The organism is Gaetbulibacter sp. M235 (genome assembly GCF_043876835.1).
In the GTDB taxonomy this organism is placed as follows: domain Bacteria; phylum Bacteroidota; class Bacteroidia; order Flavobacteriales; family Flavobacteriaceae; genus Yeosuana.
Genome location: NZ_JBAWJZ010000001.1, coordinates 155,927 through 182,609, shown reverse-complemented (window position 1 = coordinate 182,609; position 26,683 = coordinate 155,927). Strand labels below are relative to the sequence as shown.

Sequence of the window (26,683 nt, the reverse complement as noted above, 5' to 3'; positions counted from 1 at the left end):
GATGTTCAATGCATTAGAATTCCTATTGAAAGTTTGATTTATAAAATGAAATAAACCTAAATCACACCTCATTATATCTAAAACATCCAACCTCATGGTCATTAACCATACCTGTTGCTTGCATATGGGCATATATAACTGTGGATCCTACAAATTTAAACCCACGCTTTTTTAAGTCTTTACTTAGGGCATCACTTATGCTTGTTGTAGCAACTGCTTCTTTATGCGTTTTAAGGCTATTTTTTATAGGCTTACCATCTACAAATGCCCAACTGTATTTTGAGAAACTGCCAAATTCTTTTTGCACTTCCATAAACGCTTTTGCATTGGTAATGGTGGCCTGTATTTTTAACTTGTTTCTAATAATACCAGCATCTTGTAAAAGCGAGTCAATTTTATCTTGTTGGTAAGTGGCTATTTTTTTATAGTCAAAATTATCAAAGGCTTTTCTGAAATTTTCGCGCTTGCGTAAAATGGTAATCCAGCTTAAACCAGCTTGAAACGTTTCTAAAATTAAAAACTCAAATAAGGTGTCATCATCAAAGACAGGTACGCCCCATTCAAAATCATGATAATTCTCATATAAAGCATCACCAATACACCAACCACATCTATGTTTTTCCATATTTAAACTGTAAGTATTTATATAAAAGTATGACAAATATCATCTTAAATGAAACATCAAGATTGTAATTTTGTTTCATCAAATATAAAGATTATGAATTCAATTATTAAGGAAAGTTTAGAACGCAGTATGTCTTATTCAACTTATAGAAGTCTTGTTAAAAGATTGGTTGAAGACAATTCAAATTCAGGTATTGAAAAAAGCGAAAGTTTGGCTGAGTTTACTAAACTGAATGATAAACGAATGAATCGTTGGGACAAAACCTTAAAAATTTCAGATGAAGCTCAACGCAGATTAAATAATTTCGAGGAAAACATTACTTGGCTAGTTATTACCGAAAGCTGGTGTGGTGATGCAGCTCATATTGTTCCTGTTCTATACAAAGTTGCTGAGCTTATAAATATTAACTTTAGAGTGGTTCTTAGAGATGAAAATTTAGATCTGATGGACATGTTTTTAACAAATGGAGCCAGTGCAGTGCCTAAATTAATTATGATTGATAATGTGTCTGGAGAGGTTTTAAATACTTATGGACCAAGACCTACTGAAGCTACTCAAATGGTTATTGATTACAAAGAAAAACATGGTGCCATTACTGTTGAATTTAAAGAAGAATTGCAACATTGGTACAACAACAACAAAGGGCAAAATATTGTGGATGATTTAGCGGCAATGCTTTGCAAATTAGAGCCTAGTATTTGCCAACAAAATTAAAGGTAATTGAGCCTAACTGAGATTTTTTACCAGGACTGGCATTAAATTTTGCTTGTTTAGCATATTCAAGTGCACTTTCAATTAAACATTCATTTGTTGAGGTAGATGAAGAGTTTACATACGTGTCTATAACCTTGCCCTGTTCATTAACCGTAATGTTAATAACAATAGTTCCGCCTTCTTCACACAAGTAAATGGGTATTGGTAAAAATTCATCTGTACGGTCAACTAATGAGTAACGAATCGTGCTCTTTCTGTTTGAACTTTCAGGAGCATCCTTTTTTTTAGTACGGTTGTTTAAAATACTGTTTACTTTTGAAAAGGAAGAGATTTCTTCGTGATTTAAATCAGAAATGTCATTATTATTACTGGAAGATTCTTCAGAAAGATCTTGATTTTGATTAAAATCGGGTTTAACATAATCTTCTGGAGGCGCTATAGGTTTGTACGCTTCAGCAAATGATTTTTCTTTTGCCGTTTCGTTAAAAGCTTTGTTGGTTTCAGCTTTTGTATTATTTAGCTTTTCTAAAGCTTCTAAAATTTTCACCTCTTCTTCTGTAAGCTCCTTCTCAGGTTCAACTTCATAATAACTTTCTGAAGCCAGTTCGTTATGTTGATTTAAGCTTAAATTAAAAACAGACATCACCACAGTTCCAGAAAGGAAAAAGGTTATAAGTAGGGCTTTATGTTGATTTGTTAGGTTCAAAATATCTAAATATCATGTGAAACACATAGATATATATACGGCAATTTAGCATAAAAAGTTTAAAAAAACATAAATTCTAAGAAAATTGACACACTAGAAATCCCTTCAAGTGTTTTATAACCAAAGCGTTTTCTAGTAAAATCCAGTCCTATTAATACTGAATTATTGTTTTTTGACATAACACTTTGTGACCCAATTCCAAGCCTAAACATATTGCCTTTTTCGAATGATTTTCCTAAACCTAATAGGGTTCCATAACCGCCTCTTAAAAATATTTTGTCTTCAGCTGCATAAATATTGTATTGAAAACTTAAAAAGGCAGGCGCAAAATGAAGTCCTTGTTCAGAATGCCAATTGTACTCAAAGTTTAGCCCTATTAAAGAACGTCTGTCAAATTGATAGCCAATTGTATTGTTTACAAAAAGTGCGTTAGGTTCTATTAGTGTGCTTTCATCATCATCATCAAAAGCAACATAATCTTCATTTATTGTTAAAGTTGTAGCTAAAGAAAGTTTATAGAAGAGACCATTAGTTTTTATGGAGTCATTTTGAGAAAATGAATAAAGTGTTAAAAATGAAAGCAAAACAATTGAGAATGAGATCTTCATACACTTTCATATTACATTGTTTAACTAAATTTAAGTCAAAAATTAATATGAAGTTAAATTTGTAATGAAATTTTCAATCGAAATGGCATTTGCAACATTAAAGTCTCCAATTTTAGTGCGTCTTAAAGCAGATAGGTGAGCACCAGATTTAAGTGCTTTTCCAAAATCATGAGCTAACGACCTTATGTATGTGCCTTTACTGCAAACAATTCTGAAATCAACTTCGAGGCCCTCAATTTTTGTAATTTCAAATTCCTGAATAGTTATTTTTCTTGATTTAATCTCAACTTCTTCTCCAGCTCTAGCAAACTGATATAACCGTTTTCCATCTTGCTTTAAAGCTGAAAATACTGGTGGAATTTGATCAATCTCTCCAATGAATTGTTTTGTGGTTTGATGTATTAAATCTTCAGTGATATGTTCTGTAGAAAATGTTTCGTTTATTTCAGTTTCTAAATCATAAGAAGCTGTTGTGCTACCTAAAACCAATGTGCCAGTATATTCTTTAACCTGACCTTGGAATGAGTCTATTTGTTTGGTCATTTTACCTGTGCAAAGTACTAATAAACCTGTTGCCAATGGATCTAGTGTGCCAGCATGACCAACCTTAATATTTTTAATATTAAAGGTTTTTTTTATTTCATAACGTAGTTTGTTTACTACTTGAAATGAGGTCCAATGTAATGGTTTATCAATTAATAAAACTTGACCAGAAAGATAGTCTTCTACCGTTAACATTATATAGTTGTTAATGGGTAAATAAAGAAATGGATAAGTAATAGAGCCATACCTAAAATAATGCGATAATAACCAAAAATTTTAAATCCTCTTTTACTTAAATAATCTATAAAAGATTTAATGGCTAAAAGCGCCACAATAAATGCTACAACATTGCCAATAATTAAATAGTTAATTTGGTCACTACTAAGTTCAAATCCTGCTTGGTAATAATCGTACAATTTTTTTGATGTGGCACCAAACATGGTAGGAACGGCCAAGAAAAATGAAAATTCTGCAGCTGTTTTACGATTTAATTTTTGAGTCATTCCCCCAACGATTGTAGAACCACTTCTGGAGGTTCCAGGAATCATGGCAATGCATTGAAAGAAACCTATTTTTAATGCAGTGAGATAACTTATTTTAGTGTGAGCATCTGGATTAGTTTCATCATACACTTCATTTGATTTAAACCAGTCATCTACTTTAAGCAAAATAATTCCTCCAAGAATTAACGAAATGGCTACAACAAGTGGGCTTTCAAGCAATTCGTCAATAACATCATTTAAAAATAAACCTAAAATTACTGCAGGAATAAAGGCCACCAGTAGTTTGAAGTAAAAATCCAAACTTTGAAAAAAGCGTTTCCAATACAATACTAAAACCGATAAAATGGCTCCCAGTTGAATAACTATCGTGAAAAGTTTTGTGAAATCATCACCAGCTATTTTCATAAGTGATGAGGCAATTATCATATGGCCGGTTGATGAAATTGGAAGATATTCAGTAATACCTTCAATAATAGCTAAAATAATGGCTTCAATACTAGTCATTATTCTTATTAGGGTTCAATAAAATAGCATAAATCTGGATTCCAAAACCAATAAGTACAAGCGTTGGCGCAATTCGTATGCGTCTAAAATTAAATATTTCAGGATTAAAAACATTGGGATCATCACTTCCGCCGCCAGACATTAAAATAAAACCAAGAGCAATACAGGCAATGCCTATAAACATAAACTTATAATTTTTCATTCCAAAAACAAATATGCTTCCAGAAGCTTCTTTACGTTTTTTCTCTCCCATAATTAGGTCTTAATTTTTAAAATAATGGTTGCAAAGTAAAAGATTTATTTAAAAAACTGAGTTAATAATATGTAAAATTATAGTTTTTAAAAATTAATTTTAATAATACAACTGGTCTGTTTTCAAATTTAAAAAGCGTTGAGTTGCAATATGAGTGCTAATCCAAGTGATGATGATTCCTAAAGTAAACACAAAAACAAACAATAAAGTAACCAGTACAGGATTGCTTAACAATTCTAATTCTGGAAAGGTTTTATTCATATAATATAGTACTATTGCCATTCCAACTAAGGCTAAAACGCCGCCAATAATTCCTAAACGAACACTTTTCCAAACAAAAGGTCTTCTAATGAATTGTTTTGTTGCCCCAACCATTTGCATGGTTTTAATGGTGAAACGTTTGGAATAAACGGCAAGCCTAATAGAGCTATTAATTAGTAAAACGGCTATTAAAGTAAAAATGCCGCTGATTACCAAAACCCAAAAACTTATTTTTTTAACATTATTATTCATTAAAGTAACCAAGTCATTGTCATAAGTTACTTCATCAACGAAGTTTTTGCTTAGGGCTTCTTCTGAAATTTTTTCTAATTGATCAGAAGTTACAAAATCAGCTTTTAAATGAACATCAATGCTGTTTTGAAGTGGATTATATCCTACAAAATCCATAAAATCTTCACCGTTTTCAGCTTTCATAAATTCAGCAGCTTGCTCTTTTGAAACATATTCAGTTGATTTTACATAATCGGCCATTGCCAAACTTTTTTCAAGCTGTTTGGTTTCAACTTCTTTAGCAGTATCTTTTAAATAGATGGTCAAAACAACCTGCTCTTTAAAATAATCCGATACTTTTTTGGCATTAAGCACCAGCATACCTAGTAAGCCTAATAAAAATAAAACCAAAGCAATGCTTAACACTACTGAAAAATAGGATGAAATAAGTCGGCGTTTTTGGTGATTTTCAAATGATAAACTCATAAAAATGGATTAATGATGTAAAAATAATAAAGTATATTTAAACTATATTTATATAAACTAAAACATATGAACATTGTTGTAATTGGAGCTGGTGGAGTAGGAGGTTATTTTGGTGGAAAATTAGCCAAAGCTGGGTTTGAGGTTACTTTTATAGCTCGTGGGAAACATTTGGAAGCCATAAAAAAGAATGGGTTGCAAGTAAAAAGTATTTTAGGGGATTTTACTGTACACCCAAAAGTAACAGATGTTATTAACGATATAAAAAATCCTGACCTTATTATTTTAGGTGTTAAATCTTGGCAAGTTTTAGAGGTTGCAAAACAACTAAAAGGGGTTATTACAAAAGACACCATGGTGTTGCCACTTCAAAATGGAGCAGATAATGCAGATAAGTTACTTTCAATTTTACCAAAAGAAAACGTACTAGCAGGACTATGTAAAATTGTTAGTAAGGTTAAAGCTCCTGGAATTATCAGTCATTTTACTTTTGAGCCCGAGATTGTTTTTGGTGAATATGATAACAAAAAAACAGATCGCGTTAAGCAATTAAAAAAAGTGTTTGACAAAGCAGAATTTAAAAACACGCTTTCAGACGATATTCATTTAGACATTTGGAAAAAATTTCTATTTATTGGGACTATAAGTGGAATAGGTGCATTAACGCGAGCAGTTTTTGGTGTGATGAGAGAACATATAGGGATAAGAAATATAATTTATGACACAGCAAATGAAATGGTTGCTGTTGCCAATGAAAAAGGAATTGGATTAACTGAACAAGATGTTGAAAAGACTGTAAAAGTCATTGATAGTTTAGATTATAATACAACAGCATCTATGCAACGCGATGTTATGGAAGGCAAACCAAGCGAACTGGAAAATTTCAATGGATATATTGTAGCACAAGGAAAATTATTAGGAATTGAAACCCCAACAAATACTTTTATTTACAATTGTTTAATGCCTCAGGAAGAAAAAGCAAGAAGCTAATTAGTGCTCTTTGCTTTTTTACTTACTAAATACACTCCAAAAACAACTAGCAAACAACTCACTATTTTAACAAGATTAATATCTTGTATATATTGTTTTTGTGAAAAAACTTCAACATAAATCGTTACCATTATAAAACTTATTAGTGGCTGCAAATAAATATAGCTACTGGTAACTGAAGGCGATACATAATTTAGAGAATAAATGTTGAATAAGTAAGCAAAAAAAGTGGTAAATAATACAACAAACGCAACAACCAAATAAGTGTTCAATGTAAAAGCAGCAAAATCTGTATTCATAAAATCGTTAATTCCGAAAGGAAACGTAAATAGGAAACCAAATAAAAATACCCAGCTAATAACGGTAATAGCCTTGTATTTTTTCATAAGAGGTTTTACAAATACAAGGTAAAGACCATAACTAGTGGCATTAAGAAAAATAAAAAGGTTTCCAAGTAGTGAACTGGAACCAGCAACTTTACTTCCGTATAAAATTAAAGTTATGGCACCAATACCACCAATAATTATTCCCAGTAATTTGTTTTTGGTAATGTGCTCTTTTAGTAACAAAGAGCTAAAAACGAGTACAATAACCGGTACAACCGTCATGATAATTGACGCGTCAATTGGAGAGGTTAGATTGATTCCGTGAAAAAACAACAATTGGTTTGTAGCTGCTCCAAGTAAACCACAAAGTACCAATCGTGGTATGTCACTTTTAGCAACACGTTCTTTAACAACAAAGGTATTTAAAATCCAAAACAGAGGTGTTGCAAAAAGCAATCGTATAAACACAAAAGATGAAGGCCCAATTTTATCAGGCATAATCCCTTTGGCTATAATATAATTTACACCATAAATTAGGTTGGCTCCAAGTAAAGCTAAATGCGCTTTATATGTGTTTTTGTTCAATGTTTTTTTGTTTTAAGGTGCAAAAGTAATTGATAATACAATACTATCTCTTGTTTTGTAAAACAAAGGCAACTATTTATTAGGCACTAAAGGTTTTACAGTTTGTTTATAAAACGTAAATTTGCGCTTTCAAAAAGAGGAAGACTGTATAATGAAGTATCATTTTAACGAGATAGAAGCCAAATGGCAAAAATATTGGGCAGAGAACCAAACATTTAAAGCTGAAAACAATTCGGAAAAACCCAAATTTTATGTTTTGGATATGTTTCCTTATCCAAGTGGTGCAGGTTTGCATGTTGGACATCCATTAGGATATATTGCTTCCGATATTTATGCACGCTACAAACGCCATAAAGGGTTTAATGTATTACATCCGCAAGGGTACGATAGTTTTGGTTTGCCAGCTGAACAGTATGCCATTCAAACAGGTCAGCATCCGGCATTAACTACCGAAGAAAACATAAAAACTTATCGTCGTCAATTAGACCGAATTGGGTTTTCTTTTGACTGGTCTCGCGAAGTTAGAACGTCCGATCCAAGTTATTACAAATGGACGCAGTGGATTTTCATTCAGTTATTCAATTCCTGGTACAATAAGGATGCTGATAAAGCGGAAAATATTTCAACTTTAGAAACTATTTTTGCTTCTGAAGGAAATGCTAATGTTAATGCGGTTTGCGATGATAATATTGAGCCTTTTTCTGCGGCTGATTGGAACAAATTTTCTTCAAAAAAACAACAAGAAATTTTACTGCAATACCGATTAACTTATTTAGCCGAAACCGAAGTGAACTGGTGTCCTGCTTTAGGAACTGTGTTGGCAAACGATGAAATAGTAAATGGTGTTTCAGAACGTGGTGGACATCCGGTTATTAGAAAAAAAATGACACAATGGAGTATGCGTATTTCGGCTTATGCAGAACGTTTGCTTCAAGGTTTGGAAAAAATAGACTGGACAGATTCACTTAAAGAGAGCCAGCGTAACTGGATTGGAAAATCGGTTGGTGCAGCTGTTTCTTTCAATGTCATTCCGACAGAGCATAGCGACGAGGAATCTCATGTTATTGATGTCTTCACCACAAGACCCGACACCATTTTTGGAGTGAGTTTTATGACCTTGGCTCCAGAACACGAATTAGTAACACAAATAACAACTCCTGAGCAAAAAGCAGAAGTTGATGCTTATATTTTAGCTACTGCAAAACGTAGTGAACGCGATAGAATGGCTGATGTAAAAACCATTTCTGGTGCATTTACTGGTGCTTATGTTGAGCATCCGTTTACCAAACAACCTATTCCGGTTTGGATTGGAGATTATGTATTGGCAGGATACGGAACTGGTGCAGTGATGTCTGTTCCATGTGGTGACCAACGTGATTATGATTTTGCAAAGCACTTTAATATTCCCATTCCGAATATTTTTGAAGGTGCCAATATTTCTGAAGAAGCTTTTGCAGATAAAGACAAGACCATCATCGCTAACAGTGATTTCTTAAACGGATTAACCTATAAAGAAGCTACTAAAAAAATTATTCAGGAACTTGAAAAATTAGGGCAGGGACAAGGGAAAACAAATTACCGTTTGCGCGATGCCGTTTTTAGTCGTCAGCGTTATTGGGGAGAACCATTTCCGGTGTATTATGTTGATGGCATGCCACAAATGATTGATGCAAAACATTTACCAATACGTTTGCCAGAAGTTGAAAAATATTTACCAACCGAAACGGGCGAGCCACCACTAGGAAACGCTACGGTTTGGGCATGGGACACTACTAAAAACGAAGTCGTTTCTAACGACTTAATTAATCATGAAACTGTTTTTCCGTTAGAGCTTAACACCATGCCAGGTTGGGCAGGCAGTTCGTGGTATTTTAATCGTTATATGGATGCACATAACAAAAATGAGTTTGCCAGTAAAGAAGCTCTTAATTATTGGAAAGATGTCGATTTATACATTGGCGGAAGCGAACATGCTACAGGACATTTATTGTACTCTCGTTTTTGGCAAAAATTCTTATTCGATAAAGGTTTTGTGCCAGTTGATGAATATGCAAAAAAACTGATTAACCAAGGGATGATTTTAGGGACGAGCGCTTTTGTCTATAGGTGGAATTCAAATTCTTTTGAAGAACCATTATTTTTTAGCAAGAGTGTTTATGAAAAGATTATTTCGATAGGAAAGCCATTAAAGCATTCTGAAAAGATCTCCATTATACTGAATAAGCTAACTCCAAAAGAGCCTATGCCAGGAGGAGAAGCTTTTCTTGTAGAGAATTCCAAAACTGAAGAAAAACATTTTACCCCAGTTCATGTTAAAGTTCAATATGTTAATGCATCTGATGAATTAGATATATATGGTTTGAAGAATGATGATGAGTTTGGGGAGGATTACGTAGATGCCATTTTTATTGGAGAAAGAGGGGAAATCATTAAAGGAGATAACGATGTTTATAAAGTAGGTCGCGAAGTCGAAAAAATGTCCAAATCCAAATACAACGTCGTCAATCCAGACCAGATTTGTGTGGATTATGGTGCAGACAGTTTACGTTTGTATGAAATGTTTTTAGGGCCATTAGAGCAATACAAACCTTGGAATACGGCTGGTATCACCGGTGTGCATTCTTTCCTAAAAAAAATGTGGAAATTGTATATTGGTGAAGAAGGTTTAAATGTTTCGGATGCAGAACCAAGTAAGGACAGTTTAAAAACACTTCATAAAACCATTAAAAAAGTTCAGGAAGATATCGAGAATTTCTCGTTCAATACATCAGTTTCTACCTTTATGATAGCCGTTAATGAATTGACTGCTCAAAAATGTACTAGTAAAAAGATTTTAGAACCGTTATTAATTTTATTATCACCTTATGCACCTCATATTGCTGAAGAATTGTGGAGTCAATTAGGACATAAGGAGTCTATTTCAACAGCTCCATTTCCAAAATTTGATGCGAGTTATTTGGTTGAAAGCAGTAAAAACTACCCAATCTCTTTCAATGGAAAAATGCGTTTTACATTAGAATTACCAATGGATTTTGATGCAAAGCAAATTGAAGAAGCGGTGATGGCAAACGAAAAAACCCAAGAACAATTACAAGGACGTACTCCTAAAAAAGTCATTATTGTTCCTGGAAAAATTGTAAATATTGTTGGTTAACGTCATTACGAGGAACGCAGCGACGTGGTAATCTGTTCAGTATAAAGTCTAATTAAAAGTTTGCCACAACTTTTTATCAAAAGTTTCGCAATGACGGTATAAATAAAATTTTTAAACTATGAAATATATATATTTTATTTCGATTTTTTTTCTGTTTGTGGCATGTTCAAACAGTAAAGCAAAAAAGCAAATTGTAGAATTATCTTGTGGTCAATGTCAGTTCGATATGAAATCTCAAAAAGGTTGTGATTTAGCTGTTCGCATCGATGGTAAATCTTATTTTGTAGATGGTGCACATATTGATGATTTTGGTGATGCTCATGACGAAGGCACTGGATTTTGTGAAGTTATTAGAAAAGCAGAGGTAGAAGGCGAAGTAATTAATAATAGGTTTAAAATAAGTTCGGTTACATTGCTGGATAAATGATAAAGACAGTCCTGCCATGATTTTCGCAAATGGCATTACTGTAATATCAGTTTTTGCTTTAGTGCTTTTCAAAATTAAGTATGGTAAGCAAAGTAAACTGACAAAATTTCATCTATAAAAAGTGGCTTTATTTTTGCTATATTTAGTTAAAATTAAAGATTAATAAAATGATAGGATATTATATATTAATAGGTGGCTTAGCCTTAGTAAGTTGGTTAGTAAGCAGCACCTTAAAACGTAAATTTGAGAAGTACTCTAAAGTACAATTGCGCAATGGGATGAGCGGTAAGGAAATTGCCGAAAAGATGTTGTCGGACCATGGAATTTATGATGTTGAGGTGATATCTACACCAGGACAGTTAACAGACCATTATAACCCAAAAAACAAAACAGTAAATCTTAGTGAATCGGTTTATAATCAGCGTAATGCATCTTCTGCAGCTGTTGCAGCTCACGAGTGTGGACATGCCGTACAGCATGCTAAAGCTTATGCTTGGTTAGAAATGCGTTCAGCTTTAGTGCCTGTTGTTAGTGTTACTTCAGGGATGTCTCAATGGTTAATCATTGGTGGATTGGTTCTTGGTGGTGCAGCTGGACTTGGTTTAGGCTGGTGGGTTGCCGTTGTTGGAGTTTTTATGATGGGTTTTGCAACCATTTTTAGTTTCATTACATTACCAGTTGAATATGATGCCAGTAATCGTGCGTTGGCTTGGTTGAAAAATAAAAATATGGTTACACCTGATGAATATGTGGGTTCTGAAGATGCTCTTAAATGGGCAGCAAGAACCTATTTAGTGGCAGCTATTGGTGCTTTGGCAAACCTATTATATTGGGCACTTCAAGTGTTTGGAGGAAGAGATTAAAACTTAAAAAGTTATATATAAAGCTCTGATAGATTCAGAGCTTTTTTGTTTATTTATAGTTAAACTAAAACCATGGATCAACCTTTAGAAAATTATCAAAAAAATTTAAAAATATATCAAAAAGAAGATGTTAAGCTAAACAAGCAGATTACCGTTTTGAGTATGCTTAGAGTATTGGTGTTTTTAGCCTCTGTTTTTGGTATTTACATGGTATTTAACTATTGGCAATTTGCCTTTTCGATTGGCTTGGTTGGAATCTTTATTTTCACATATTTGTTATCAAAATACACAAGCAAAAAAACAGAAAGAGATTTAAATAAAGCCCTTATAAATGTTAATGAAGAAGAAATTAATATCATTTCGGGAAATTTTCATCACAGGAATGAAGGGTTGCAATTTCAAGAAGCAAATCATTTTTACAGTTTAGATATCGATTTATTTGGAAGAGGTTCCTTTTTTCAATACATCAACAGAACGACTATAAATGAAGGAGCACAAAAGTTGGCAGATGCATTAAAAGCTAATAAGATTAGTGAAATACAGATACGTCAGGATGCTATAAAAGAATTAAGTGAAAAAACAAATTGGCGTCAATATTATTCGGCAACATCAAGCCTGGTTTCTGTAGATACATCGGCTCAAAATATTATAAAATGGCTGAAGGAACATAAACCTTTTTTACCAAAATCAATGACTTTTTTGCCAATAGCTTTTGGCATGATTTCTTTAGTCATATTAGCGCTGGCAATTTTTAATATTATTGATAAATCATTAATTGGTTATTGGCTTCTTGTAGGGTTAGGTATTACGGGAACGTATCTTAAAAAGATAAATAATTTAGCTTCAAATTCAGATAAGGTTAAAGATACTTTTCGACAATATGCCTCACTTCTAAAGCAAATTGAGAATGAAAATTTTGCATCAGAATTATTGCTTCAAAAACAAAATCAAATAAAGTCTGAAGCAAGAAAGGCGTCTGAGATTTTCAAAGAATTTTCAAAAGCTTTGGATAATCTTGATAACAGGAACAACCTGATTTCAGCAATTTTTGGTAACGGATTATTTCTTTTAGATTTAAAAAACAGTTACCATGTTGAGCAATGGATTTTAAAATATGCTGATAAAGTTGAGGATTGGTTTGAAGTAGTCTCATTTTTTGACGCTTATAACTCATTTGGAAATTTCGCTTTTAATCACCCAGATTTTGTGTTTCCTGAAATAGCAAAAGGCAAGCGTGTTATTAAAGCAACACAACTAGGTCATCCGTTATTGAATAAAACAAAGCGTATCGATAGTGATTTGTTAATTGATAACGAACAGTTTTTTATTGTAACCGGTGCTAACATGGCTGGAAAAAGCACTTTTTTAAGAACCGTTTCACTTCATATTGTTATGGCAAACGTTGGGTTACCAGTTTGCTCCAAAACAAGTCAATATAGCCCAATTAAGTTAATTACAAGTATGCGAACCAATGACTCTTTAACCGATGAAAGTTCGTATTTCTTTTCAGAATTAAAGCGGTTAAAATACATTGTTGAGGCCATTAAAGAAGAACCTTATTTTATTGTTTTAGATGAGATTCTAAAAGGAACAAATAGTACAGATAAAGCCATTGGCTCAAGAAAATTTGTTGAGAAACTGGTAGCTTCAAATGCAACGGGAATCATTGCAACCCACGATTTAAGCCTATGTGAAATTGAACAGGAATTAAAGGAAGTTAAAAACTATTATTTTGATGCTGAAATTATTAACGATGAACTTTATTTTGACTATAAATTAAAAGAAGGAGTGTGCAAAAACATGAATGCATCATTCCTTCTTAAAAAAATGGATATTGTTTAGGCGTTACTTTTTTGGATGAACCAATGTCATTTCATTAATTAAATTGGTTGCTCCTGCATATTTATCAATTATAAAAAGCACATAACGTAAATCGACCATAATGTTTCTGCAAATTTCAGGATCGTAATACATATCGCTCATGGTGCCTTCCCAAACACGGTCAAAATTTAAACCAACTAGGTTTCCATAAGCATCTAAAGCAGGACTTCCAGAATTTCCGCCTGTTGTATGGTTAGTTCCTAAAAAGCAAACAGGAACTTTTCCATTTTTGTCTACATATTGTCCATAATCTTTTGCTGCATATAAATCGCGTAATTTTTGCGGAACATCAAATTCATAATCTCCTGGTATATATTTTTCAATAACACCGTCTAAATAACTTATGGCATTGTAATACACAGCATCTCTGGGAGAATAACCACGTACTTGACCATATGTAACCCTTAGCGTACTGTTGGCATCTGGAAAATAACGAGCATTAGGTAAGGCTTCCATTAATGCCGTCATGTATTTGGTTTGTAAAGCCGTAATAGTTTCGTTTTTTTGTTGATATTCTGGATTGGTAGTATTATTAAACTCATCAATCATTGGTTTTGCGTATTGATAAGCAGCATCTTTATTCAATTTTTTGATAATATCCTTGGCGTCGCCTTCAAATATCTTTAGAGCATTGTCTAAATTGGTAAAAGCAGTATTGTTGTAAATAGAAGGGTCTGCATGTTTTCCGTATAAAGGCATCACGTTTATAAAAACACCTTTGTCTACACCAGCATCAAAATCTTTATGGATTCCTTTTAAAGTATTTGTTATACCAGCTTTGGCTTTTTCTAAATTTTCAGGGTTTGCTGTTATAGCTTGCTCAAACTGATAAGCTCTATATGTCATTTGCATCAATTCGTTGGTGGTTATAAAAACCTCAATGAAATTTCGACGTTTAATGTCGATAGGAGCAAAATCTTTATACAGACTATCAAATTCTGTTAAAATTGATCCATATTTATCAGTCAGACCTTTTTCTTTTAATGCTTTTGTGAATGTTTCTTCAAAAGCACGTCTTTTTTCAACAGCATTGCTTTTTTCAATTCCTAAATTTTCTCCTTTCCATTTTTTCCATGCATTGGCAATTCGTGCTTGTTTAGAGGCATATTTAATTCGTACAGCATCACTTTTTTTCATTTCTGTATCAATCACTTTTAGAGCTGCTTCGCGAATGGCAATATTCGTTGGGTTATAATTTTTAGTAATGTGTTCAATTGCAACAGCAGGTAAATACTCATTGGTGGTCCCTGGAAACCCAAATACCATCGAGAAATCTCCTTCTTCAATACCATCTAAAGAAATTGGTAAAAAGTGTTTTGGGGTATATGGTTTATTGTATTTGCTGAATTTTGCCGGATGATTATTGGCGTCGGCATAAATTCTAAATATCGAAAAATCGCCTGTATGTCTTGGAAAAACCCAGTTATCTGTATCACTACCAAATTTACCAATACTTGTTGGAGGAGCACCAACTAAACGGATATCTTCAAAACGTTCTGTAACAAACAGGAAGTATTGATTGCCTTTGTAAAATGATTTAATTTTTACATCTTGCCAAGGTTCTCTTGTCCAATTTTTCATGATACCGTTACTGGTTTTGGTTATAACAGACTGTTTGTCTTTCTCTGTCATATCATCAGTAATATTTGCCAATATTTCTTTTGTAACATCATGAATACTTACTATAAACTCTACGTATAAGCCATCATTAGGAAGTTCTTCATCAAGAGACATGGCCCAAAAACCATTTTTTAAATAATCGTTTTCAAGAGAAGAATGAGATTGTATCGAACTAAACCCACAATGATGATTTGTTAATATTAAACCTTGTGGTGAAATCACTTCACTTGTACAACCACCATTAAAATGACAAACGGCATCTTTCAAACTTGAATTATTAACATCATAAATATCTTTAGCTGTTAATTTGCTTCCAAGGCTGGTCATTTCATCCTCATTCATGCCATTTAAAAGAGAGGGAATCCACATACCTCCTTGTTGTGCAGAGAGATTAATTGTTATAAAAAACAGGAGAATTTTAATATATTTCATAAAGTTTAAAATTGAATGGGCGCAAAAATAAAATGCGACTAATTATTGTTGTAAATTTACTATATATTTAATAAATAAATGGAACTTATTTCTAAACTTCCCAATTTAGAGACCACCATATTTTCAGTAATGAGCGCTTTGGCTAAAGAGTACAACGCCATTAATTTATCTCAAGGGTTTCCTGATTTTGAAAGCGATCCAAAACTGATTGATTTGGTTACTCAAGCCATGAAATCTGGATATAACCAGTATGCTCCAATGGCTGGAGTTTTAGAATTGCGTGAACGTATTGCAGAGAAATATGATTTGCTTTATCAATCAGGGTACCATCCTGAAGCAGAAATAACCATAACATCGGGTGCAACCCAAGCTATTTCTTGTATTATATCTGCTTTTATTAGAAATAATGATGAAGTAATAATTTTTAAACCAGCGTATGATTGTTATGAACCATTTATTGAATTGAATGGAGGAAAGGTGATACCAATTCAACTCGAATATCCAAAATATGAAATTGACTGGGATACTGTAAAACAAAAAATTAATGCTCAAACCAAGATGATCATTATTAATACACCACACAATCCTAGTGGACGTATTTTTTCTAAAAACGACATGCTGAAATTGCAGGGATTAACAAAAAACTCGAATATATTGGTTTTAAGCGATGAAGTTTACGAGCATATTACTTTTGATGATGAAAAGCATCAAAGTGTTTGTTTGTTTCCTGATTTAAAATCTAGAAGTTTTGTAGTAGCTTCCTTTGGAAAAACATTTCATAATACAGGTTGGAAAATAGGATATTGTTGTGCACCAAAAGAGCTTATGGAAGAGTTTAGAAAAGTGCATCAATTTAATGTGTATTGTGTAAACCATCCCATGCAAATAGCCTTAGCTAATTATCTTAAAGAATCGAGTAATTATCTTGGATTATCGCAGTTTTACCAAGAAAAAAGAGATTTGTTTTTAAGTTTGATTAGCTCTTCAAGATTTAAGTTTATCCCTTCAAAAGGCACCTATTTTCAAGTGTTGGATTATTCTGAAATTACACAAGAAGCAGATATCGAATTTGCTAAACGATTAGCAATAAAACATGGCATTGCTTCCATACCCTTATCAGTATTTAATGTAAACAATTTAGACCATAAAGTATTGCGTTTTTGTTTTGCAAAAACCTCAGATACTTTAAGAAAAGCAGCCTATATTTTAAACTCTATTTAATCATGCAAGAACACCTCAAAATTGCGCTTATTCAAACTGATTTAGTTTGGGAAAATTCAAAAAAAAACAGAAAGCATTTAAAAGAAAAAATAGAAAGTCTGTCACAGGAAATAGATTTGATTGTACTTCCTGAAATGTTTTCAACCGGTTTTACAATGAATGTTAATGATGTAGCTGAACCTATGGATGGGAAAACCATTGAATGGATGAAAAAGAGAGCATATAATACTAATGCTGCCATTGTTGGAAGTCTTGTTATTTCTGAAAATAATAAGTTTTATAATAGGTTGTTGTTTGTAGAACCTTCGGGAGAAATTGAATATTATGATAAGCGACACAGATTTGCCTTATCAGGTGAGGACAAAGTGTATTCTGCTGGTTCAACCAAACTAATTATTGATTATAAAGGCTGGAAAATTTGTCCTTTAGTTTGCTACGACCTGCGGTTTCCGGTTTGGGCAAGAAATACAGAGGATTATGATGTTTTAATATATGTTGCCAATTGGCCAAAACCTAGAATTTTAGCTTGGGATACTTTGTTAAAAGCTCGAGCAATTGAGAATATGTGTTACTGTATTGGCGTAAACCGTGTTGGAATTGATGAAGACCAAAATGAATTTTCTGGTAATTCTGCTGCTTATGATGTTTTAGGAAATGCCATTAGTAATATTAAACCAAATAAAGAACAGATTGAAGTGGTTGCTTTAGAACGAAACCACATCAATTTTTATAGAAACAAACTCAAATTCTTGGAAGATAAAGACGCTTTTAGTCTTCTTTAAATTCTAGAGTTTCAGTAGTTCCCCAATCAGCTCTAATTTCTACTTCTTTAAAAAAGCTAACTTTCTCTGGTTGTATTTTTTTCAAGTAATTACCTGAGTCAAATTTTTTATTGCCATTAGCATCCCATATAACCCTAATAAAATATTTAGCAGGAGCTAAATTTAAAAAGTCTATAGCTTCAGGTTTTGTAGAATATTGCTCAAACTTTACATCTCCTTTATCATTTGTTAATTGAAAAATGATTGGATATTTGGCGTTTACTAAAGTAAAGCGAGCATAACCAAAATCAGATTCTTTTTTAGTTTTTAAATTATACTTTAAAGTGTCATTTGTTTTACCATATAAGTCTGAAAATGCTTCAGGTAATACTTGAACTCTATAAACGTTATCTTCTGTTTTTTTAAAATTAAAAGCATAACTGTTATTTATAGTGTCGAAAGAAGTTGTAAAGTCAACAAGTGTTGAATCTTTACTCATAATGGTCATTTTTGAAGCATCAAATGATTGAAAAGGAATACTCGCAGAAATTTTGAAATCTTCTTCATAACCAATGCTTCCAATAGGTGTAGATTTTATTGTTAATGAATCACGTTTTAAATTTCGTATTTGTACCGTATAGTCTTTTTCAAAATCATTATTTGTAACTTTAAAAAGAAGTGAGTCTGCTTCAAGTTTTGGAGAGTACCAATAGTAAAGCGAATCTGCTTTTATATCTTTAGTAATACTAAATTTAAAATCATCAGGAGTATCAGAAAGTAATTTAATTTTCATGTTTTTGTAATCGCCTTCGTAGCCAAACACAATTTTTTCTCCTGCCATTAATTGAGGTCTTAAAGCTTTAAAATCTGGTTCTTCTCTAAATAATTTTAAATCATAAAAAGTGTTTGTAGGAATTGTTATGAATTGATTGTGAAAAGCTATTTTGTCAATTTTTTGCTGAAATTTATTATCTGTATTCACATCTTTTAAAGCGTAAAGCATGTAAGTTCCTGCTTTAATATTTTCAATTGAAAATGTAGAAACGCTATCTAATGTATTGGTTATATATTTTGGGTTTTCTTTGTAAATGATAGAGTCGTTAAAGGTAGAATCTACCTCATATAATCCAACAGAAACAAAAGTATCGGGTTTTCTGTTTAAGGCATCAAAAATTTGCCCATTCACTGTCAATGAATCAATATAATCGCCGGTTGAAAACACATATCTGTAATATGGGAACGGATTACCTTCATTATTATCAGAAATACTATTTCCAAAATTAAAGGCATACGTGGTATTTGGTTGAAGCGTATCAAAAATTTTAATGGTTATAAACTTACTGGCACCACCTAAAGGCGTAATTTCAGGTTGCGTTTTCATTGGTGGAGAAATGATAAGTTGTTTTTGAACGTCTTTAATTTTAATATACTCGTCAAAATATATCTTAATTGTTTTTCCGCTAAAATTTATTGAATAGTTCTCAGGTTCAGACTTCAAAATTTTAGGAGGAGTTATGTCTTTTTCACCACCTTGAGGAGTTCCTCTATTAGCACAGTTAATAAAAATAAGGGCTATAAAGACTATAAAAATAAAATTTGAAAGCGTTTTATTCATTACAAAAACAAAATTTAAGCAAACCTACATAATTTTACAGATATAACGATAAAACTCATTATGCAATTGCCATAGCTGCTACACTTATTTTTACATTTTCTGCCTGTTGTAAAGCAGTAATGCAGGCTTCCATAGTGGCACCTGTAGTTATTAGATCATCAACCAAAAGAATATGCTTATTGGCAATGCTGTTTTTATTTTGAAGCATAAACAATTCGTCATTATTTGTCCAACGTGCCAAACGATTTTTAAGCGTTTGGGAATTGGTGTTGGTGACTTTTAAAAGCACATCGTCAGCATATAAAACATTTAAGGCTTCAGCAATATGTTGGCCAAATTTGGTTACTTGATTGTAACCTCTTTTTTTTAGCTTTTTTTTGTGCAACGGTACAGGAATCACCATATCAATATCTTCATAAGCTTTAATGGTTTTTAAATCACTTCCCAACCAATCGCCTAAAAATACGCCAATCTGTTCTTGACCTTTATATTTCAATCCATGAATAAGTTGCTGTACCATTCCTTTTTTTTCAAATCGCAACAATGCTGTCGCATTTTCAACTTTAACGCGGCCATAAAATATTTTTAAAACGGTATCATTATCATTAAAATGGAAATCAGTTACAGGTAAATTATTCCTGCAATTTGTACATAAATCAAGTTCATTATCATTTAAAAGTTCATGACATGTATAGCAAACCTTTGGAAAGAATAAATTAATGATGGACTTTAACATTGAAAAACAGATATGTACTTATGTAAACTTAACTAAAAAATATATCAAAATGTGACATAATTTTTAGCAAACAATTCCATTTGTTTAAATCGCTTTTTTATTTTTGCACCATGACAAATCAAGACGATCAATTTAAGAAGGTAATCTCTCATGCAAAGGAGTACGGATATGTGTTTCAGAGCAGTGAGATTTATGACGGATTAAGCGCTGTTTATGACTATGCACAAAACGGAGCCGAATTAAAGAAAAATATCCGCGAATACTGGTGGAAAGCCATGGTACAAATGAATGAAAATATTGTAGGTATTGATGCTGCAATATTTATGCATCCCACTACGTGGAAAGCATCTGGCCATGTTGACGCCTTTAACGACCCTTTAATTGATAATAAAGATTCAAAAAAGCGCTACAGAGCAGACGTTTTAATTGAAGACTATTGTGCTAAAATTGAAGCTAAAATTGATAAGGAAGTTGAAAAGGCTGCAAAACGTTTTGGTGACACTTTTGATAAAGAGCAATTTTTGGCAACTAATCAACGTGTTGTTGAATACCAAGAGAAAATAAATGCAACTCTTTCTAGAATGGCAAAATCTTTGGAAAATGAAGATCTAGCCAATGTGAAGGCACTTATAGAGGAGTTGGAAATTGCCGATCCGTTAACAGGGTCTCGAAACTGGACAGACGTGAAGCAATTCAATTTGATGTTTGGTACTAAGCTTGGTGCATCTGCAGAAAATGCTATGGATTTGTATTTGCGTCCGGAAACTGCTCAAGGTATATTTGTCAACTTTTTAAATGTTCAAAAAACAAGTCGTTTAAAAATTCCTTTTGGAATTGCACAAACAGGTAAAGCCTTTAGAAATGAAATTGTTGCAAGACAATTTATTTTTAGAATGCGTGAGTTTGAACAAATGGAAATGCAATTTTTTATAAAACCAGGAACGCAAGTTGAATGGTATAACCACTGGAAAGAAACAAGATTGAAGTGGCATTTAAGTTTAGGAATGGGTGCAGAAAACTATCGTTTTCATGATCATGAAAAACTAGCCCATTATGCCGATGCTGCTGCCGATATTGAATTTAAATTTCCATTTGGTTTTAAAGAACTTGAAGGTATTCACTCAAGAACAGATTTTGATTTAAGTCAGCATGAAAAATATTCAGGTAAAAAACTGCAATATTTTGATCCAGAAGAAAACAAAAGCTATGTGCCTTATGTGTTAGAAACCTCTATCGGTTTAGACAGAATGTTTTTAGCTGTGTTTTCAAATTCATTAAAAGAAGAAACGCTTGATGATGGAAGTACCAGAACGGTATTAGCTTTGCCAAGTGTATTAGCACCTATTAAAGCAGCAGTTTTGCCTTTAGTTAAAAAAGATGGTTTGCCAGAAATAGCGCGTCAGATTGTTGATGAATTAAAATGGGACTTTAATGTGGTTTATGATGAAAAAGATGCTGTTGGAAGGCGTTATAGAAGACAAGATGCCAATGGAACTCCATTCTGTATAACTGTTGACCATGATACGTTAGAAGATAATTCAGTAACCATTCGTTATAGAGATAACATGCTTCAAGAGCGTGTTAAAATTGAAGCTTTAAGAGATATTATTAAGCAAGATGTTGATATGCGTACTTGGCTTATGAAGATGTAATAAAACAGATGTTATCATGCTGAAGATGTCATTTTGAGCGAAGACGAAGGGTTGTTTCAGCATCACACAATATCACAAAACCCAAGCAACTGCTTGGGTTTTTATTTTAAATACTAATCTGCCTATCAATTTGTTGGTCTAAAGAAATAAAAGTTTCCGTTCTGGAAACGCCGGAAATGGACTGTATTTCTTTGTTAAGTAAATGCATTAAATGCGCATTATCTTTACAAAGTATCTTAATAAAAACACTCCAATTACCAGTAGTATAATGACATTCTAAAACTTCGGGTATTTTTTTTAGTTGCTTAACGGCTTCAGGATTGCTCATAGCTTTATCTAAATAAATACCAATAAATGCCATAGTTGTATAGCCTAAAATTTTTGGATTAATAACAAATTTAGACCCAGAAATCAAACCTGATTTTTCAAGTTTTCGTAAACGTTGATGTATGGCTGCTCCTGAAATTCCTACATTACGTGCAATTTCAAGAATAGGAGTTCTGGCATCTTCCATTAAAGCGCGAAGTATCTTTTTGTCGATACCATCTATATCTAGGGTTTGATTTGTGGTTTTCATTCTGTCTTACATTTTAAAATATAAATATAGATATATGATTTTAAACTGTAACAATAATTGGTGTTATAGATATTGAAAAAAATTAAATATTTAAAGGATTGTAACCAAGGTAAGGCACTTCTTTTTCTTTAAATGTAATGCCAAAATTAGTTAGCTCTTTTAAAATTGGCTCATACACCTCTTTTGTGATAGGAATTTGAACTCCAGGAGTTGTAATTTTTTTATTTAAAATAGCCAAAGTAGCAATAGCAACTGGTAACCCAACTGTTTTGGCCATAGCTGTATAAGTCTGGTCTTCCCCAAGCGATACCATTGTAGAGTCAATTTGATATTTCTTGCCATTTAATTCGTATCCAAACTTATGGTACATTACAAGCATATCTTTGTCATCTTTTGCTAGCGTCCAGCTATCCATTAATATTTTTTGAAGTATTTGGGCTGGTGTTGCTTTTTTGAGTTCAACCATTTTTTTAGGATTGAAAATATCCAACTCTACAAGTTTATCCCAAACAATATCATCTTGATCGATTTTTAAGGCATGCCTGAATTTTAATTCAACAGAATCAGATGGACTGTAAGGTAAAAATGCATTAATATAATCTCTGTAGCTCATATGCTCACTATCATCTATAGTATAACTATCATCAGTCAAACCAAGCATAACAAACATATTCCAAGCACGACTAAAACCAACACGTCTCATGGTACCTCTATATAGGGTTTTAATAGAATTTAACCCGTAAGCACTCTGATATTTTAAAGAATCCCGGTTAGCATATACTTCAAATCTGCCAAAACCATCTACTTCTAAAAATTCAGTACGTCTAAATAATCTATGGTATGGAATGTATTTATAAGTGCCTTCCTGCAAAAATTTTGCTGCTCCACCTTGTCCAGCAACAACAACATTTCTTGGGTTCCAAGTAAATTTATAATTCCAAAGATTGTTGTCGCTTTCAGGAGCTATTAATCCGCCAGTAAAAGATTCAAATAAAATCATTTTTCCTCCTTTGGCTCTAATTCTGTCTATCACTTGCATGGCACTCATGTGGTCAATACCAGGATCAACGCCAATTTCGTTCATAAAAACCAGTCCTTTATTTATTACTTCTTGATTTAAAGCTTCCATTTCTGGGCTTATGTACGAAGCTGTTACCATATTTTTCCCAAATAGAATACAGTCTTTTGCTACATTAATATGCAAACTTGCTGGCAGCATAGATATTACTATGTCACTGTTTTTAATGGCTTCAGTACGCGAGTTTGAATCAAAAATGTCCAACAAAAAGGCATTGGCATTTTGATGGTTGTTAATAAGATGTTTCGCATGATCAATATTAATGTCTCCAATAGATATTAATAGATTTTCAGATTCAGATTTATCTAATAAATATTTTATTAAATAAGAAGTAGATTTTCCTGAACCAATAATTAAAATCTTTCGCATAATGAATTTAGTTGAGTAATTTTGTTAGCACTAATGTAATAAATACAAAGGGTTTTATAAACTCACAATAACTATAAATATGAACAAAACAATATTAATTTCAGCCTCGCTTTTAGGTGTTACAGGAATAATTTTAGGAGCATTTGCAGCCCATGGATTAAAGCAATTAATCTCTATTGAATCGGTTCAAACATTTGAAACTGGTGTACGATATCAAATGTATCATGCACTATTTCTGCTTTTTGTGGGAAGCACGTCATATGTTTCTAATAAATCAAAGAAAGCTATTTATTATTTTACAGTTATTGGTTGGTTATTTTTTTCTGGATCTATTTATGGATTAGCTACTAATTTATTAACAAATTTTGATTTTAAAACGATTGCTTTTATAACTCCAATTGGAGGTTTGTTCCTCATAATTTCTTGGATTTTATTGTTTGTGAATTTCGTAAAAAAACAGTGATAATATTCAAAAAAAATAAGTGAAAACATTAAAATAATATTTTATTTTTGCCGAATAATTATTTTTAATCAAAATTATGGCAAATTATAACCAGTTTACGAAAACGATTGAGTTGGAGCAATACGGTATCAAAAAAGCGCAAGTTAGATATCAACTTTCACCTGAAGAACTTCATAATATTTCTATTGAAAAAGGTCAAGGTGTTGAAGCATCATCTGGAGCTTTAGCTGTTAATACAGGAGAATTTACAGGAAGATCACCTCAAGACAGATTTATTGTTGAAGATAATATTACTAAAGACAAAGTCTGGTGGGGAAATATTAATATTCCTTTTTCTTCAGATAAATTTGAAAAACTATATAATAAGGTAACAGATTATCTTTCAAACAAAGAAGTGTTTGTAAGGGATAGTTATGCTTGTGCTGATGAAAATTATAAATTAAATATTCGAGTGATTACAGAATTTCCTTGGAGTAATCAATTTGCTTATAACATGTTTCTTAGACCTACAGAGGAAGAATTATTGGCCTTTGAACCAGAATGGATTGTTATAAATGCCCCTGGGTTTTTAGCAAATCCTGAAGAAGATGGAACACGACAACACAATTTTGCTATTTTAGATTTCACAAGAAAAATTGCTTTAATTGGAGGAACAGGTTATACAGGAGAAATTAAAAAAGGTATATTTTCTGCTTTAAATTTTATCTTACCAGTTTATAAAGAAACCTTACCAATGCATTGCAGCGCCAATGTAGGTAAAGATGGTGATACTGCTATTTTCTTTGGACTTTCAGGAACCGGAAAAACAACACTTTCAGCAGATCCAAATAGAAGACTAATAGGTGATGATGAACATGGATGGACTAAAGAAAACAGTATTTTTAATTTTGAAGGAGGTTGCTATGCTAAAGTAATTAATTTGTCAGCAGAAAATGAGCCTGAAATATACAATGCTATTAAACCAGGAGCCATTTTAGAAAATGTTATTTTAGATTCTAATGGACATGTTAATTTTGAAAACACATCTATAACGGAAAACACAAGAGTTAGTTATCCCATTGATTTTATTGATAATATTTTAGTTCCATCAATTGGTAAAAACCCAAAAAATATCTTCTTTTTAACAGCTGATGCTTTTGGGGTCTTGCCTCCAATTTCAAAACTAACACCTAGCCAAGCGGCTTATCACTTTATTTCGGGTTATACTGCTAAAGTTGCTGGTACTGAAGCTGGTGTTGTAGAACCACAACCTTCTTTTTCTGCTTGTTTTGGAGCTCCTTTTATGCCATTGCATCCTGCAAAATATGCAGAAATGTTAAGTAAAAAAATGACTGAAGCGGGTGTTAATGTTTGGTTGGTAAATACGGGTTGGACTGGTGGCCCATATGGTGTTGGAACACGAATGAAACTAAAATATACTCGTGCCATGATTAATGCTGTATTAAATGGTGATTTAGGATTATATACTTATGATAACTATCATATACATTCTGTATTCGGAGTTGCTCAACCTAGAGAGTGTCCAGGAGTTCCAACTTCTGTTTTAAGTCCTAGAACTACTTGGAATGATGATGAGGCTTATTATAAAACAGCCTTTAAATTAACGAATGCTTTTAGGGAAAACTTTAAGAAATTTGAGGCTTTTGCAAGCGAAGAAATTCGTCGAGGCGGACCCCAACGATATACATTTTAACAAAAAAAAAAGAGCGACTTATTTAAGTCGCTCTTTTTTTTATATAAAATCTATTATTTAGCTTTATTAACTTTGTCTATATATTTTTCTAAAGCCATGGTCATAGATGGAGTTTCAGCAGTTGGTGCAGCAATATCTACACGTAAGCCTTTCTCTTCAACAGCTTTAATGGTGGTGTCTCCAAAAACAGCAATTCTTGTATTGTTTTGTTTAAAATCTGGAAAGTTGTGGAATAATGATTCAATACCAGAAGGGCTAAAAAACACTAATATATCGTAATATACATCTGCTAAATCTGAAAGATCACTTATTACTGTTTTGTAAAATGTGGCAAGTTTCCAGTTAACACCTAAGGCATTCATGGTGTCTGGAACTTCAGGTTTTACCTTGTCGGTATTTGGTAATAAAAACTTTTCGTCTTTATACTTTTTAATTAATGGGGATAATTCAGAAAACGATCTTTTTCCAACATATATTTTACGTTTTCTGTAAACCACATATTTCTGCAAATAAAAAGCCACGGCCTCTGATTGACAAAAATATTTCATAGTATCTGGCACCTTAAAGCGCATTTCTTCAGCGACTCTAAAAAAATGATCAACAGAATTTCTGCTAGTTAAAATGATAGCAGTATAGTTGTTTAAATCTACTTTTTGTTGTCTGATTTCTTTTGCCGAAACACCTTCTACATGAATAAAAGGTCTGAAATCTATCTTCACTTTTTGTTTCTCTTGAAGATCAAAATAGGGCGAATTTTCTATTTTAGGTTCAGGCTGTGATACTAAAATTGTTTTCACTTTCATAGGGCG

General features: G+C 32.5%; 25 protein-coding genes. 11 read left to right on the top strand and 14 right to left on the bottom strand.

What is annotated here, in order from left to right; all coding sequences use genetic code 11:
• Positions 1-61: 61 nt before the first annotated feature.
• Complete coding sequence (locus tag V8G69_RS00845; protein WP_394879782.1) at positions 62-625, bottom strand: DNA-3-methyladenine glycosylase I; 564 nt, start codon at positions 623-625, stop codon at positions 62-64.
• 93 nt (positions 626-718) lie between these two features.
• On the opposite strand from V8G69_RS00845, the gene V8G69_RS00840 reads away from it, so the two are divergent.
• Positions 719-1,339: a thioredoxin family protein gene (locus V8G69_RS00840; protein ID WP_394879781.1), complete on the top strand. Its 621-nt coding sequence runs from the start codon at positions 719-721 to the stop codon at positions 1,337-1,339.
• Here V8G69_RS00840 and V8G69_RS00835 read toward each other — a convergent pair.
• The 6 genes from V8G69_RS00835 to V8G69_RS00810 all read right to left on the bottom strand — a co-directional run bounded on the left by V8G69_RS00835 (position 1,317) and on the right by V8G69_RS00810 (position 5,434).
• Complete coding sequence (locus tag V8G69_RS00835) at positions 1,317-2,045, bottom strand: energy transducer TonB (protein ID WP_394879780.1); 729 nt, start codon at positions 2,043-2,045, stop codon at positions 1,317-1,319. The two genes, V8G69_RS00840 and V8G69_RS00835, sit on opposite strands and share 23 nt — an antisense overlap.
• Positions 2,046-2,104: 59 nt before the next feature.
• On the bottom strand, positions 2,105-2,653 hold the full coding sequence (locus V8G69_RS00830; protein WP_394879778.1) for a hypothetical protein: 549 nt from the start codon (positions 2,651-2,653) through the stop codon (positions 2,105-2,107).
• 42 nt (positions 2,654-2,695) lie between these two features.
• The gene (gene truB, locus V8G69_RS00825; RefSeq protein ID WP_394879777.1) at positions 2,696-3,391 is read right to left on the bottom strand and encodes a tRNA pseudouridine(55) synthase TruB; all 696 of its coding nucleotides are present in this window, start codon (positions 3,389-3,391) and stop codon (positions 2,696-2,698) included.
• Positions 3,391-4,203, bottom strand: coding sequence for an undecaprenyl-diphosphate phosphatase (locus V8G69_RS00820; protein WP_394879775.1), 813 nt, complete (start codon positions 4,201-4,203; stop codon positions 3,391-3,393). Before V8G69_RS00820 ends, truB begins: the two co-directional genes overlap by 1 nt.
• Entirely contained in the window at positions 4,196-4,456 is a 261-nt protein-coding gene (locus tag V8G69_RS00815; protein WP_394879774.1) for a DUF3098 domain-containing protein, read from the bottom strand. Before V8G69_RS00815 ends, V8G69_RS00820 begins: the two co-directional genes overlap by 8 nt.
• 99 nt (positions 4,457-4,555) lie before the next feature.
• On the bottom strand, positions 4,556-5,434 hold the full coding sequence (locus V8G69_RS00810) for a cell division protein FtsX (RefSeq protein WP_394879773.1): 879 nt from the start codon (positions 5,432-5,434) through the stop codon (positions 4,556-4,558).
• 66 nt (positions 5,435-5,500) lie between these two features.
• Between V8G69_RS00810 and V8G69_RS00805 the strand changes: the two genes are divergently transcribed.
• On the top strand, positions 5,501-6,421 hold the full coding sequence (locus V8G69_RS00805; protein WP_394879771.1) for a ketopantoate reductase family protein: 921 nt from the start codon (positions 5,501-5,503) through the stop codon (positions 6,419-6,421).
• On the opposite strand, the gene V8G69_RS00800 is transcribed toward V8G69_RS00805, so the two are convergent.
• Entirely contained in the window at positions 6,418-7,332 is a 915-nt protein-coding gene (locus tag V8G69_RS00800) for a DMT family transporter (RefSeq protein ID WP_394879770.1), read from the bottom strand. The two genes, V8G69_RS00805 and V8G69_RS00800, sit on opposite strands and share 4 nt — an antisense overlap.
• 151 nt (positions 7,333-7,483) lie before the next feature.
• Between V8G69_RS00800 and V8G69_RS00795 the strand changes: the two genes are divergently transcribed.
• The 4 genes from V8G69_RS00795 to V8G69_RS00780 all read left to right on the top strand — a co-directional run bounded on the left by V8G69_RS00795 (position 7,484) and on the right by V8G69_RS00780 (position 13,618).
• A complete protein-coding gene (locus V8G69_RS00795) occupies positions 7,484-10,486 on the top strand; it encodes a leucine--tRNA ligase (protein ID WP_394879769.1) in 3,003 nt (1,000 codons plus the stop codon).
• A gap of 118 nt (positions 10,487-10,604) precedes the next feature.
• The gene (locus V8G69_RS00790; protein ID WP_394879768.1) at positions 10,605-10,913 is read left to right on the top strand and encodes a DUF6370 family protein; all 309 of its coding nucleotides are present in this window, start codon (positions 10,605-10,607) and stop codon (positions 10,911-10,913) included.
• A 167-nt stretch (positions 10,914-11,080) separates the two neighbouring features.
• Positions 11,081-11,776, top strand: coding sequence for a zinc metallopeptidase (locus tag V8G69_RS00785; RefSeq protein WP_394879767.1), 696 nt, complete (start codon positions 11,081-11,083; stop codon positions 11,774-11,776).
• 72 nt (positions 11,777-11,848) lie between these two features.
• Complete coding sequence (locus tag V8G69_RS00780; protein WP_394879765.1) at positions 11,849-13,618, top strand: DNA mismatch repair protein MutS; 1,770 nt, start codon at positions 11,849-11,851, stop codon at positions 13,616-13,618.
• Positions 13,619-13,621: 3 nt separating this feature from the next.
• On the opposite strand, the gene V8G69_RS00775 is transcribed toward V8G69_RS00780, so the two are convergent.
• On the bottom strand, positions 13,622-15,709 hold the full coding sequence (locus tag V8G69_RS00775; protein ID WP_394879764.1) for a S46 family peptidase: 2,088 nt from the start codon (positions 15,707-15,709) through the stop codon (positions 13,622-13,624).
• A gap of 78 nt (positions 15,710-15,787) precedes the next feature.
• Between V8G69_RS00775 and V8G69_RS00770 the strand changes: the two genes are divergently transcribed.
• On the top strand, positions 15,788-16,930 hold the full coding sequence (locus V8G69_RS00770; protein ID WP_394879763.1) for a methionine aminotransferase: 1,143 nt from the start codon (positions 15,788-15,790) through the stop codon (positions 16,928-16,930).
• 2 nt (positions 16,931-16,932) lie between these two features.
• Positions 16,933-17,712 carry an amidohydrolase gene (locus V8G69_RS00765; protein ID WP_394879761.1) on the top strand — a complete coding sequence of 260 codons (780 nt, stop codon included), beginning with the start codon at positions 16,933-16,935 and terminating at the stop codon, positions 17,710-17,712.
• Here V8G69_RS00765 and V8G69_RS00760 read toward each other — a convergent pair.
• Entirely contained in the window at positions 17,699-19,306 is a 1,608-nt protein-coding gene (locus V8G69_RS00760) for an Ig-like domain-containing domain (RefSeq protein WP_394879759.1), read from the bottom strand. The two genes, V8G69_RS00765 and V8G69_RS00760, sit on opposite strands and share 14 nt — an antisense overlap.
• A gap of 58 nt (positions 19,307-19,364) precedes the next feature.
• Positions 19,365-20,042, bottom strand: a complete 678-nt coding sequence (locus tag V8G69_RS00755) for a ComF family protein (RefSeq protein WP_394879758.1) — start codon at positions 20,040-20,042, stop codon at positions 19,365-19,367.
• Positions 20,043-20,152: 110 nt separating this feature from the next.
• On the opposite strand from V8G69_RS00755, the gene V8G69_RS00750 reads away from it, so the two are divergent.
• Positions 20,153-21,694, top strand: a complete 1,542-nt coding sequence (locus V8G69_RS00750; protein ID WP_394879757.1) for a glycine--tRNA ligase — start codon at positions 20,153-20,155, stop codon at positions 21,692-21,694.
• Between the two features lie 106 nt (positions 21,695-21,800).
• Here the strand turns inward: V8G69_RS00750 and V8G69_RS00745 are convergent, their stop codons facing one another.
• Both V8G69_RS00745 and V8G69_RS00740 read right to left on the bottom strand, forming a co-directional pair.
• Positions 21,801-22,271 carry an Lrp/AsnC ligand binding domain-containing protein gene (locus V8G69_RS00745; protein ID WP_394879756.1) on the bottom strand — a complete coding sequence of 157 codons (471 nt, stop codon included), beginning with the start codon at positions 22,269-22,271 and terminating at the stop codon, positions 21,801-21,803.
• 82 nt (positions 22,272-22,353) lie between these two features.
• The gene (locus V8G69_RS00740) at positions 22,354-23,718 is read right to left on the bottom strand and encodes a saccharopine dehydrogenase family protein (protein ID WP_394879754.1); all 1,365 of its coding nucleotides are present in this window, start codon (positions 23,716-23,718) and stop codon (positions 22,354-22,356) included.
• 79 nt (positions 23,719-23,797) lie between these two features.
• Between V8G69_RS00740 and V8G69_RS00735 the strand changes: the two genes are divergently transcribed.
• On the top strand, positions 23,798-24,181 hold the full coding sequence (locus V8G69_RS00735) for a DUF423 domain-containing protein (protein WP_394879753.1): 384 nt from the start codon (positions 23,798-23,800) through the stop codon (positions 24,179-24,181).
• A 76-nt stretch (positions 24,182-24,257) separates the two neighbouring features.
• Positions 24,258-25,874: a phosphoenolpyruvate carboxykinase (ATP) gene (gene pckA, locus V8G69_RS00730; RefSeq protein WP_394879752.1), complete on the top strand. Its 1,617-nt coding sequence runs from the start codon at positions 24,258-24,260 to the stop codon at positions 25,872-25,874.
• Positions 25,875-25,927: 53 nt separating this feature from the next.
• Here the strand turns inward: pckA and V8G69_RS00725 are convergent, their stop codons facing one another.
• Positions 25,928-26,677 carry a uroporphyrinogen-III synthase gene (locus tag V8G69_RS00725; RefSeq protein WP_394879750.1) on the bottom strand — a complete coding sequence of 250 codons (750 nt, stop codon included), beginning with the start codon at positions 26,675-26,677 and terminating at the stop codon, positions 25,928-25,930.
• Between the last annotated feature and the right edge of the window lie 6 nt (positions 26,678-26,683).